At 66.8% G+C, this 11,419-nt stretch carries 10 protein-coding genes and 1 pseudogene; 8 read left to right on the top strand and 3 right to left on the bottom strand.

Features of this window, described 5'->3' with window-relative positions; genetic code table 11:
* Window positions 1–17 precede the first annotated feature (17 nt).
* The 4 genes from PSQ39_RS12685 to PSQ39_RS12670 are packed head-to-tail and all read left to right on the top strand — an operon-like array spanning window position 18 to window position 3,902.
* Complete coding sequence (locus tag PSQ39_RS12685; RefSeq protein WP_273927174.1) at window positions 18–1,175, top strand: hemin-degrading factor; 1,158 nt, start codon at window positions 18–20, stop codon at window positions 1,173–1,175.
* A complete protein-coding gene (locus PSQ39_RS12680; protein WP_273927173.1) occupies window positions 1,172–2,062 on the top strand; it encodes a heme/hemin ABC transporter substrate-binding protein in 891 nt (296 codons plus the stop codon). The genes PSQ39_RS12685 and PSQ39_RS12680 overlap by 4 nt, the downstream gene beginning before the upstream one ends.
* The gene (locus tag PSQ39_RS12675) at window positions 2,059–3,099 is read left to right on the top strand and encodes a FecCD family ABC transporter permease (RefSeq protein ID WP_273927172.1); all 1,041 of its coding nucleotides are present in this window, start codon (window positions 2,059–2,061) and stop codon (window positions 3,097–3,099) included. Before PSQ39_RS12680 ends, PSQ39_RS12675 begins: the two co-directional genes overlap by 4 nt.
* Window positions 3,099–3,902 (top strand): ATP-binding cassette domain-containing protein, encoded by an 804-nt coding sequence (locus tag PSQ39_RS12670; protein ID WP_273927171.1) that lies wholly within the window; start codon window positions 3,099–3,101, stop codon window positions 3,900–3,902. Before PSQ39_RS12675 ends, PSQ39_RS12670 begins: the two co-directional genes overlap by 1 nt.
* Before the next feature lie 39 nt (window positions 3,903–3,941).
* Here the strand turns inward: PSQ39_RS12670 and ppsR are convergent, their stop codons facing one another.
* Window positions 3,942–4,763 carry a posphoenolpyruvate synthetase regulatory kinase/phosphorylase PpsR gene (gene ppsR, locus PSQ39_RS12665; protein WP_273927170.1) on the bottom strand — a complete coding sequence of 274 codons (822 nt, stop codon included), beginning with the start codon at window positions 4,761–4,763 and terminating at the stop codon, window positions 3,942–3,944.
* A gap of 206 nt (window positions 4,764–4,969) precedes the next feature.
* Between ppsR and ppsA the strand changes: the two genes are divergently transcribed.
* The 4 genes from ppsA (at window position 4,970) to PSQ39_RS12645 (ending at window position 10,526) form a co-directional block, all read left to right on the top strand.
* Window positions 4,970–7,363 (top strand): phosphoenolpyruvate synthase, encoded by a 2,394-nt coding sequence (gene ppsA / locus PSQ39_RS12660; protein ID WP_273927169.1) that lies wholly within the window; start codon window positions 4,970–4,972, stop codon window positions 7,361–7,363.
* A 105-nt stretch (window positions 7,364–7,468) separates the two neighbouring features.
* The gene (locus tag PSQ39_RS12655; protein WP_273927168.1) at window positions 7,469–7,765 is read left to right on the top strand and encodes a DUF4212 domain-containing protein; all 297 of its coding nucleotides are present in this window, start codon (window positions 7,469–7,471) and stop codon (window positions 7,763–7,765) included.
* Window positions 7,758–9,860: a VC_2705 family sodium/solute symporter gene (locus PSQ39_RS12650; RefSeq protein ID WP_273927167.1), complete on the top strand. Its 2,103-nt coding sequence runs from the start codon at window positions 7,758–7,760 to the stop codon at window positions 9,858–9,860. Before PSQ39_RS12655 ends, PSQ39_RS12650 begins: the two co-directional genes overlap by 8 nt.
* 168 nt (window positions 9,861–10,028) lie before the next feature.
* Complete coding sequence (locus PSQ39_RS12645) at window positions 10,029–10,526, top strand: hypothetical protein (RefSeq protein WP_273927166.1); 498 nt, start codon at window positions 10,029–10,031, stop codon at window positions 10,524–10,526.
* A 47-nt stretch (window positions 10,527–10,573) separates the two neighbouring features.
* On the opposite strand, the gene PSQ39_RS12640 is transcribed toward PSQ39_RS12645, so the two are convergent.
* Both PSQ39_RS12640 and PSQ39_RS12635 read right to left on the bottom strand, forming a co-directional pair.
* Complete coding sequence (locus PSQ39_RS12640; RefSeq protein WP_273927484.1) at window positions 10,574–10,930, bottom strand: FKBP-type peptidyl-prolyl cis-trans isomerase; 357 nt, start codon at window positions 10,928–10,930, stop codon at window positions 10,574–10,576.
* Window positions 10,928–11,272 (bottom strand): annotated as a pseudogene (locus PSQ39_RS12635) (FKBP-type peptidyl-prolyl cis-trans isomerase); the annotation flags it as partial. The gene PSQ39_RS12640 and the pseudogene PSQ39_RS12635, both read right to left, overlap by 3 nt.
* Window positions 11,273–11,419: the final 147 nt, after the last annotated feature.

Here is an 11,419-nt window from a genome sequence, read left to right as displayed (position 1 = left end):
TGAATAGGAGTACTGCCATGTCATCCGTGTTGTCTGCGGCCCTGGTGCCCGACGCTGCCGCCATCCCCCCTGGGGCCGGGGGGCTTCATCCCGCCGCCACGTCAGGCGGTGCCGTGCGAACGGCTTTTGAGGCTTTGCGCCAGTCGGGCTTGCGAGCCCGGGACGCGGCCGAGCGTCTGGGCTTGAGCGAGGGCGCCGTGTTGGCGGCCCACAGCGAGGGCGCACCGGCCCGTTTGCGCACCGTGCCCCTCAACGGCCATTGGGTGGACCTGCTCAAGGCCCTGGAGCCCTGCGGCCCCTTGATGGCGCTGACCCGCAACCACAGCGTGGTGCACGAAAAAACCGGGGTCTACCGCCGCGTTTCGGCGCAGGGCGAGGTGGGCCTGGTGCTGGACCGCGACATTGACCTGCGCTTGTTCCTGTCCCACTGGCATGCGGGCTTTGCCGTGCGCGAGGCCCCCCTGCGCGAAGGCGAGTTCGAGGCCTTGAGCCTGCAGTTCTTTGATGCCTGGGGCCATGCCGTGCACAAGGTGTTTGTGCGCGAGGCGAGCGACCGCGCCGCGCTCGAGGCGGTGATGGCGCGCTTTGCGGCGCCCGAGGCGCGCCCCCAGTTCGCGCTGGGGCAGGCGCCCAAGCCCGAGCGGCTGGCCGATGCCCACATCGATGTGCAGGCATTGCGCGCCGACTGGGCGGCCTTGCGTGACACGCACGAGTTTTTCTCGCTGCTCAAGCGCCACCGCCTGGACCGGCAGCAGAGCTTTCGGCTGACCGAAGGACTCTTCACCACGCGCCTGGCGTCCGACGCCATCGCCCGCTTGCTGCACTTGGCAGCCGCCTCGGGCCTGGGCTTGATGGTGTTTGTGGGCAACGCGGCTTGCATCCAGATCCACAGCGGACCGGTGCAGCGCATCGTGCCGCTGCAGACCGCGACGGCCCAGTGGCTCAATGTGATGGACCCCGGCTTCAACCTGCACCTGCGGTCCGACCGCGTGGCCCAGGTGTGGGCGGTGCACAAGCCCAGTGAGGACGGCACGGTCAGCTCGGTCGAGGCTTTTGACGCCGACGGTGAACTCATGCTGATGGTGTTTGGCGAACGCAAGCCAGGCCAGCCGCAGGACCCGGCCTGGCGCGAGCTGGTGCAGACGCTGGTGACCCCGTTGTCGGAGGCCGCATGAGCGCCTGGCCAACCGTGATGACTTCGGGCCAGGCCCTCGATCGGCGTCGTTGTCTGGCCTGGGGGGCCGGACTGGCGGCCAGTGGCCTCGCCGGGGGCGCCCTGGCGGCCCCGGCGCGCCTGGTGACTTTGGGTGGGGCGTTGACGGAAGTGGTCTATGCCTTGGGGGCGCAGGACCAGCTGGTGGGGTCCGACACCACCAGCACCTACCCCGAGGCAGCACAGCGCACCGCCAAGGTGGGCTATGTGAGGCAGCTGTCGGCCGAGGGGCTGCTGTCCTTGCGGCCCGAGGTGGTGCTGGGCACCAGCGAAGCCGGTCCCCAGGCGGTGTTGGACCAGGTGCGTCAGGCCGGCGTGCGGGTGGCGCTGGTTCCGGTGTCTCACCAGTGGCGTGAGGTGCAAAGCAAAGTTGAGTTGGTGGGGCAGGTCACGGGCCGCGTGGCCGCGGCCCGGGCGCTGGGGCAGGCCTTGGAGGCGCAATGGGCTCAGCTTGGCGCCAAGGTGGCTGGCCGGCGTGGCCAGCCCGCGCCACGGGCCTTGTTCGTCCTGGCCCATGCCGGAGCACCCCAGGTGGCGGGGCGGGGGACAGCGGCGGATGCGGTGCTGGCCTACGCAGGGGCGGTCAATGCCATGACGGGGTTTGAAGGCTACCGGCCCTTGAACGCCGAGGCCTTGGCGGCGGCCGCGCCCGAGGTGCTGGTCACGACCCACCAGGGCCTGGAGGCGCAGGGCGGTGCCGAGCGCTTCTGGCAGCGTCCCGAATGGGCGCTCACACCGGCGTTTGCCCGTCGCCGCTTGGTCACCTTGGAGGCCAGCCACTTGCTGGGCTTTGGGCCGCGCCTGCCCGGCGCGGTCCTGGCCTTGCACCAGGGCCTGTTCGGCGCATGAGCACGGCGCTGGGTGCGGGGCGTCACCCCGGCTTGTTGTGGGGCTTGTCCAGCCTGTTGCTGGCAGCCACCGGGCTGGCCGCGCTCACCGGGGCGTACCAACTCGATGTGCTGCGACTGGGCGCGCTCTTGTGGTCGCCAGAGGCCCGGGCCAGCGCGGATGGCCTGGTGTTTCTGCACATTCGACTGCCGCGTTTGGTGCTGGGGCTGGCCGCAGGCGCAGGCCTGGGCCTGGCGGGGGCGTTGATGCAAGGCTTGTTTCGCAATCCGCTGGCCGACCCCGGCTTGATCGGGGTCAGCAGCGGCGCGGCGCTGGCGGCGGCCAGCACCATCGTGCTGGGCACCTGGTGGTGGCCTGGCCTGTCACGCAGCCTGGGTGGTGCCGCCCTGGTCCTTGGCGCGTTTGGGGGCGGCCTGCTGGTGTGCGCCTTGATTTATGGCCTGGCGCGCTCGCCCGGCGGGCTGCGCGTGGAGTCCATGCTGCTGGCCGGCGTGGGGGTCAATGCTTTGGCTGGGGCGGGTTTGGGCACCCTGAGTTTTCTGGCCACCGATGAGCAGTTGCGCAACCTGCAGTTTTGGCTGATGGGCAGCCTGGGCGGGGCGCGCTGGGCCTCTGTGACCTTGCTGGTCGGCGTGGTGGGGCTGGCTGGGGGCCTGGCCTGTCGGCTGGCGCGGGGCTTGAATGTGCTGGCCTTGGGCGAGGCCCAGGCCGTGTTGTCGGGCTTGCGGCTGGAGTCGCTCAAGCGCCAGGCTGTGGCCTTGACCGCCTTGTTGGTGGGCGCCATCACGGCCTTCACCGGGGTGATTGGCTTTGTGGGGCTGATCGCCCCCCATGCCGTGCGCTTGCTGGCGGGGTCGGATCACCGGTACTTGCTGCCGGGATCGGCCTTGTTGGGCGCGGTCTTGGTGGTCGGCGCCGATGCGTTGGCCCGGGTGCTGGTGCAGCCTGCCGAGCTGCCCTTGGGGGTGTTGACGGCCTATGTGGGCGTGCCGGTGTTCCTGACGCTGCTGCGCCGGGCCAAGAGGGGCTTGGGATGATGGATCTGCAAGATGTGGCCGTGTCGGTGCGCCCGCCGCAGGTCTTGGTGCGGTGTCATGCGGTGCTGCAAGCGGGTCGGGTGACGGCGGTGCTCGGGCCCAACGGCGCGGGCAAGTCCAGCCTGCTGGCGGTGTTGTCCGGTTTGCAGCGACCGTGGCAGGGGCGGGTGTGTCTGGGCCAGCGCGCGCTGGCGCAATGGGCGGAACCGGCCTTGGCCCGGCACCGCGCGGTCATGCTCCAGGACAGCGCCGTGGCTTTTGACTTCTCGGTGCACGAGGTGGTGGCCTTGGGCCGGTTTGCCCACCAGGCGCAACCCAGCGCGCAGGAGGGCGCCATCGTGCCCGCGGCATTGCAGGTGATGGGGGTCGCGCACTTGAGCGCGCGCGCCTATGCCAGCCTGTCGGGCGGCGAGAAAGCCCGTGTGCAGTGGGCTCGCGCCTTGGCCCAGATCTGGGAGCCTCCCGCACCCGGTGCGGCGCGCTGGCTGTTGTTGGATGAGCCCACGGCGGCCCTGGACCTGGCCCACCAACACGCGTGCCTGGGCTGGCTGCAGGCCTGGGCGCGGGCCCAGTCGGTGGGCGTGGTGGTGGTCTTGCATGACCTCAACCTGGCGTTGCGCTATGCCGATGATGCGCTGCTGCTGCCCGGCGCTGACGGGACGTCGTCGCAGGCCTGGTTCGGCACGGTCGATGAAGTGCTGACCCCCGAGCGGGTGCGCCAGGTCTGGAAGGTGGCGGTGCAGGAGACTCAGCTGAAGAGCCCGATGCCCTGCTGTCGGCAACTCTTGATCGGGCCGGCCTGAGACCCTGGCCCGGCCTCGGTCCCGGCGGACGGGGCCGCGTCAATACACCAGGCGCTCGGGCCGGACTTCCTGCAAGATCGTGGTGGCGATCTCTTCGATCGACTTGGTGGTGCTGCTGAGCCAGCGGATGCCGCTGCGCCGCATCATGGCCTCGGCCTCGTTGACCTCCGCGCGGCAGTTCTCCAAGCTGGCGTAGCGCGAGTTGGGGCGGCGCTCGTTGCGGATCTCGGACAGGCGTTCGGGGTGGATGGTCAGGCCGAACAGCTTTTTGCGGTGCGGCATCAGAGCCGGGGGCAGCTGGCGGCGCTCAAAGTCCTCGGGGATCAGCGGGTAGTTGGCCGCCTTCAGGCCGTGCTGCATGGCCAGGTACAGGCTCGTCGGGGTCTTGCCGCTGCGGCTCACGCCGACCAGGATCACATCGGCGCCTTCCAGGTCGCGGTTGGACTGGCCGTCGTCGTGGGCCAGGCTGAAGTTGATGGCTTCGATGCGGTCGTGGTATTCCTGGCTCTTGCTGACGTCCGAGAAACGCCCCACGCGGTGGTGCGACTTGATGCCCAGTTCCTTTTCCAGCGGGTGGACGAAGGTGCCGAACATGTCCAGCAGCATGCCTTGGCAGCCTTCCTGGATCACGGCCAGCACCTCCATGTTCACCAGGGTGGTGAAGACGATGGGCTTGCGGCCTTCGATGTCGCCGGTGTGGTTGATCTGGCGCACCACCTGGTGCGCCTTGTCCACGGTGTCGATGAAAGGCAGGCGCACATGACGCGGCTTCATGTCGAACTGGGCCAGGATGGCGTTGCCGAAGGTTTCGGCGGTGATGCCGGTGCCGTCCGAAATGAAGAAGACGGTGCGAGTGTGCATAAAAAGAGACTCCTGAAGAGGGTGTCAGCCTGTCGCCAGACCTCGGGCGCCGCGCGCGCCTACAATCCAGCCATTATCCAAATTCTCACCATGCACCGCTCTGACCTACAAGCAGAACTAAAAAGTCGCCGGCTGTGCATGGGCGCTGGTGGCCTGTCCCCGGAGGACGGCACCGCAGACCCGGTTTCAACTTCTGGAGCTTTCCCATGTCTGCACTTTTCAGCCCGACCGCCCTGGTCGTTCCGTTTGAAAACCTGAGAATGAGCGATGTCGAGGCCGTTGGCGGTAAGAACGCCAGCCTCGGCGAAATGATCTCGCAGCTGCCGCAAGGCGTGCGGGTGCCCACGGGCTTTGCCACCACGGCCCACGCCTTCCGCCAGTTCCTGGCCCACGACGGCCTGGCCGACAAGATCAACGCCCGCCTGTCCACGCTGGACACGGAAGACGTCAACGCGCTGGCCAAGGCCGGTGCTGAAATCCGCGCCATGGTCGAGGCCCAGCCTTTCCCGGCCGACCTGCAAGAAGCCATTGGCAGCGCTTTCGCGACGCTGAGCGCGGGCAATGCGGCCGCATCCTTCGCCGTGCGTTCTTCGGCCACCGCCGAAGACCTGCCCGACGCCTCGTTCGCCGGTCAGCAAGAGACCTTCCTCAACGTGGTCGGCCTCGAAGACGTGCTGCACAAGATGAAAGAGGTGTTTGCCAGCCTCTACAACGACCGCGCCATCAGCTACCGCGTGCACAAGGGCTTTGCCCACGCCGATGTGGCCCTGTCGGCCGGTGTGCAACGCATGGTGCGCTCGGACCTGGGCGCCGCTGGCGTGATGTTCACCATCGACACCGAGTCCGGCTTTGAAGACGTGGTGTTCATTACCTCCAGCTATGGCCTCGGTGAAACCGTGGTGCAAGGCGCCGTCAACCCCGACGAGTTCTATGTGCACAAGCCCATGCTCAAGGCTGGCAAGCGCGCCGTGATCCGCCGCAACCTGGGCTCCAAGCTGATCCAGATGGTGTTTGCCTCGGCCGAAGAAAAGGCGGCCAGCGGCAAGCTGGTCAAGACCACCGACGTGCCCACCGAGCAGCGCAACCGCTACTCGCTGACGGACGCCGACGTTGAACAACTGGCCCAGTACGCGCTGGTGATCGAGCAGCACTATGGCCGCCCGATGGACATCGAATGGGGCAAGGACGGCACCGACGGCCAGCTCTACATCCTGCAGGCCCGCCCGGAAACCGTGAAGAGCCAGCAGCAAGGCAAGGCCGAGCTGCGCTACAAGCTCAAGGGTCAAGGCGCCGTGTTGGCCGAAGGCCGCGCCATTGGCCAGAAGATCGGCACCGGCCCGGTGCGCCTGGTGCACCACATCAGCGAGATGGACAAAGTCCAGCCCGGCGATGTGCTGGTCACCGACATGACCGACCCCAACTGGGAACCGGTGATGAAGCGCGCCAGCGCCATCGTCACCAACCGCGGTGGCCGCACCTGCCACGCCGCCATCATTGCGCGCGAGCTGGGCATCCCCGCCGTGGTCGGTTGCGGCAATGCCACCGACTTGCTCAAGGACGGCACCCTGGTCACCGTCAGCTGCGCTGAAGGCGACACCGGCCACATCTACGACGGCCTGCTCGAAACCGAAGTGACCGAAGTGGAACGCGGCCAGATGCCGAAGATCGCCACCAAGATCATGATGAACGTGGGCAACCCGCAACTGGCGTTTGACTTCTGCCAGCTGCCCAACGAAGGCGTCGGCCTGGCCCGCCTTGAGTTCATCATCAACAACAACATTGGCGTGCACCCCAAGGCCATCCTGGACTACCCGAACATCGATGCCGACCTGAAGAAGGCCGTCGAGTCGGTGGCCCGCGGCCATGCCTCGCCGCGCGCCTTCTATGTCGACAAGGTGGCCGAAGGCGTGGCCACCATCGCGGCCGCCTTCTGGCCCAAGCCGGTGATCGTTCGCCTGTCTGACTTCAAGAGCAACGAGTACCGCAAGCTGATCGGCGGCAGCCGCTACGAGCCGGAAGAAGAAAACCCGATGCTGGGCTTCCGCGGCGCGGCACGCTACATCAGCGCCGAGTTCGGCGAAGCCTTTGCCATGGAGTGCGAAGCCCTCAAGCGCGTGCGCAACGACATGGGGCTGACCAATGTGCAGGTCATGGTGCCTTTTGTGCGCACCCTGGGTCAGGCCGACCGTGTCACCCAGTTGCTGGCGGCCCATGGCCTCAAGCGCGGCGAGAACGAGCTGAAGATCATCATGATGTGCGAAGTACCCAGCAACGCCATCCTGGCCGATGAGTTCCTGCAGTTCTTCGACGGCTTCTCGATCGGCTCCAACGACCTGACCCAGCTCACCCTGGGCCTGGACCGCGACTCCGGCCTTGAGCTGCTGGCGGCTGACTTCGACGAGCGTGACCCCGCGGTCAAGGCCATGCTGAGCCGGGCCATCAACGCCTGCAAGGCGCAAGGCAAGTACGTGGGCATCTGCGGCCAAGGCCCCAGCGACCACCCTGACTTCGCACAATGGCTGGCCGATGAAGGCATTGCCTCCATCTCGCTGAACCCGGACAGCGTGATTGAAACCTGGAAGCGTCTGGCTGGCGTTTGACGCCCCGCTTCACGACCACCCGCCGGGCTCGGCCGGTGGTCTGGGCCACCGCCGCCTGGGTAAGACCTAGGCCGGCGGCGGCCCACTTGGTGCGATGATCGTCGCATGTCCGACTCCGCCCCATTGGTGCGCCCTGAGGGCGTGCCACCCGCTCCCCACAACACCAATCGCCACTGGGCCCTGCGCGCTACGTTGCTGCTGCTGTGGGCGGCTGTCTCCTTCGGTGCCTGCTTCTGGGCCCGTGACCTGGCGCGGGTGACCCTGCCCGGCTGGGGTGGCTCGCTGGGCTATTGGGTGGCGTCACAAGGGGCGGTGTTGGTCTTCATTGGCATTGTGGTGTTGTACGCCTTGGTCATGAACCGCAGTGACCGCCTCCGAGCGCGCGGAGCGCCGGATGCCTGAGTCCTTGCGTGCGGCCCGCACGCTGGGCGAGCGGCGGGCTTACGAAACCAGACTGTTCAAAATCCTGGCGGCCTACGTGGTGGGCTTGCTGGGCTTCTTGCTGCTCATGGGCTGGGCCGAACAGCAAGGCCTGTCGCGGCGCTGGATTGGCCCGATCTTTTTGTTCTCCAGCGTGATGGTGTGCGCCGGCATCGGCATCTATTGCCGCACCACCGACTCGGAGGACTATTACGTGGCCGGGCGCCGCATCCCGGCTTTTTTCAACGGCATGGCGGCGGCCGCCGACTGGATGAGCGCGGCCTCCTTCATCAGCCTGGCCGGAGCGCTTTACCTGCAGGGGTTTTCGGGCTCCGAAGCCCAGCCCGGTGGTCTGGCCTATGTGCTGGGTTGGACGGGCGGCTTTTGCCTGGTGGCGATGCTGATCGCGCCTTACCTCCGGCGCATCCAGCTCTACACCTTGCCGGACTTTTTTGACCGCCGGTTCGGCGGGCGCTGGCCCCGCGTCATCGCCGCTCTGGCGGCTGTGGTCTGCTCTTTCACCTATGTGGTGGCGCAGATTTATGGTGTGGGCCTGATCGCATCGCGCCTGACCGGGGTGCAGTTCGAGATCGGCATCATGCTGGGCCTGGGCGGGGTCTTGCTGTGCTCGTTTCTGGGCGGCATGCGGGCCATCACCTGGACCCAGGTGGCGCAGTACATCATCTTGCTGCTTGCCTTCCTGATTCCAGTGTCTTGGTTGGCCTACAAGCAAGTGGGCAATCCGCTGGCGCCTTGGGTCTATGGCCAGCAACTGGTCAAGATTGAAGCCTTGGAAAAGCAGCTCATGGCCTCGCCGGCCGAGCAAGAGGTGTCTGCCATCTACTTGCGCCGTGCCCGGGAGTACGAGTCCTATCTGGAGAACATCGACGCGGCCCTGATCAAGGAGCGCAAGGCCGCCCAGGACCGCTTGCGCCAGTTGCGGGCCCAGAACGCCGATGTCTCCTTGATCGTGGCGGCCAGCCGGGATGTGGCCAACGTGCCGCATGACGCGGCCTCGGCGCGAGAGCAGTGGACGCGCGCCATTCAAGAAAGCCGCGAGCGCGCCTTGCCCTTGGGCGGCATGCCACCCCACAGCCGTCCCTTTGCGGGCGACCCCGACGGCACACCTGCCGAGCAGCAGGCTTACGAGCATTCGCGACTTAACTTCCTGGCCCTGATGTTCTGTTTGATGATGGGCACGGCCGGCCTGCCCCACCTGCTGACCCGTTACTACACCACCCCTTCGGTGGCCGAGGCCCGCACCTCCGTGGCGTGGTCCCTGGTCTTCATTGCATTGCTCTATGTGAGCGCGCCAGCGCTGGCGGTGCTGGTCAAGTTCGAGGTCATGAACAACCTGGTGGGCAGCACCTTCGAGTCCTTGCCCACCTGGATCGTGCAATGGTCCAAGGTGGACCCGGCGCTGGTGTCGGTCAGTGACGTCAACGGCGATGGCCTGCTCCAGTTTGGCGAACTTCGCCTAGGCGCCGACATTGTGATGCTGGCCATGCCGGAGCTCGGCGGTCTGCCCTATGTGCTGTCCGGCTTGGTGGCTGCGGGGGGCTTGGCCGCGGCCCTGTCCACCGCTGATGGCCTGTTGCTGACCATCAGCAATTCGCTGGTGCGTGACCTGCGTTTGTTCCGGGCGCCACCCAAGGCGGGGCTGGAGGAGCGGCGGGTGATCCTGTCCAAATTCGTGTTGCTGGCCGTGGCCATGTTGGCGGCTTTTGTGGCGGCCCTCAAACCCTCGGAAATTCTGCCCCTCGTGTCAGCGTCCTTCTCACTGGCGGCCTCGGCGTTGGTTCCCGCCATGGTGCTGGGTATTTTTTGGCGGCGTACCAGCCGCCAGGGGGCCATTGTCGGCATGCTGGCTGGGCTGGGGGTGACGGTGTATTACCTGCTGTCCAACTCGCCATTGCTGCGCTCGGTGCTGGCGCTGGCCCCGGGTCAGAGCCTGTGGCTGGGCATTCAGCCCGTGTCGGCGGGTGTCTTCGGGGTGCCAGTGGGTTTTGCCGTCACCTGGCTGGTCAGTTTGCTGGGGCCGCGCGAGACGGCGCCCGTGCTCGATGTCCACGCTTGACTTGGGAGCGGCGTCCCGCCTGGCCCGTTCGGGGCCGGCCGTGCGCTCGGGTGTTTATGGATAAACCCCAATTCAAAAAGGCCTGTCTGCGTGACAAGCTGAAATTCACGTCGCCGTCCGCTTGCTTTGCGGGCGGGCGAGTTGGTTTCCTTTTTTCCGGTCAAGCCCATGATTTACGCCAAGACTGAAGTCGGGCAGCAGCTTTTCAAGCAGCGTGACCCCATCCTGTCGCCTCGACAGCGGTCTGCGTTCATTCTTTTTGATGGGCGTCGAAACCTGGAGGAGGTGCTGCGTTCCACCGCTGCTTTGGGCATCACCTTGAGCGATGTGCAGCATTTGGTGGCCTCGGGGGTGCTGGCGCCCGTGTCGGCGCCGGTGCCTGAGACCCGCCTTGAGCCGGCCCCCACTGAGGCGCAGGAGGTGGTCATTGACTTGCCGCTTCCCGGCTTGGACGAGGCTCAAGCGCGCAGCCCGCGTCAGCGCTACACCGATGCCTACCCCATCGCCGTGGCGTTGACGGCGTCTTTGGGTTTGCGGGGGTTCAGGCTGAATTTGGCCGTGGAGGGGGCGGGCAACCTGGAAGAGTTGCGGGCGGTTGCGCCCCGCATTCGGGAGGCAGTGGGCCCTGCCGCATTTGCGCCCCTGGAGCGCGCGCTCCAGGGCTGAGTCGCGCGCTCAAGACCCTCTGATCGGGCCCTGCGGGGCCCGTGGAATCACAGAACTGCCAGCAGCTCGACGTCGAACTTCAGCGTGGCATTGCCCGGGATCACGCCACCGGCGCCGCGTGCACCGTAACCCAGGTGGGCGGGGATGATCAGGGTGCGCTTGCCGCCCACCTTCATGCCTTGCACGCCTTGGTCCCAGCCCTTGATGACCATGCCGGCCCCCAGGCCGAATTCAAACGGCGAGTTGCGGTCCAGGCTGGAGTCGAACTTGGGGCCTTGGGCGCCGTTCTTGTACAGCCAGCCGGTGTAATGCACGCGCACCTTGCGGCCGGCCACGGCTTCGTCGCCCGCGCCGACCACGGTGTCCACGACTTCCAGTTCACCACCGGTGTCGGCGGACTGCACGCCCAGCAATTCCACATCGAACTTCAGCGTGGCGTTGGGCGGGATCACGCCGCCGGCACCGCGTGCGCCGTAGCCCAGCTGCGGCGGAATGATCAGGGTGCGCTTGCCGCCCACCTTCATGCCTTGCACGCCCAGGTCCCAGCCCTTGATGACCATGCCTGCACCCAGCGAGAACTCGAAGGGGTCATTGCGGTCCACGCTGGAGTCGAACTTGGCGCCTTGCACGCCGTTCTCGTACAACCAGCCCGTGTAGTGGACGGTGACCTCGGCGCCGGCACGGGCTTCGCTGCCTTCGCCAACGGTGGTGTCTTCGTATTGCAGGCCGGATTCGGTGGTGGGCATGAAAGTCCTTGGGTGTGTGCTGTCAGAAAAGAGGGCTGGGTGCGGCGCTTGAACGCCGGCGGGCCCGGTTGAAGAGCCCGGATTATCCCTGAAACGGCTGTGTCGAACCCGAGCCCGGGCCGCCTCTGCAGGCCAGAGGGCAGAGGG

The organism is Curvibacter microcysteis, from assembly GCF_028649455.1.
Lineage (GTDB): Bacteria > Pseudomonadota > Gammaproteobacteria > Burkholderiales > Burkholderiaceae_C > Curvibacter > Curvibacter microcysteis.
This window is presented reverse-complemented; position numbering and strand designations above follow the sequence as displayed.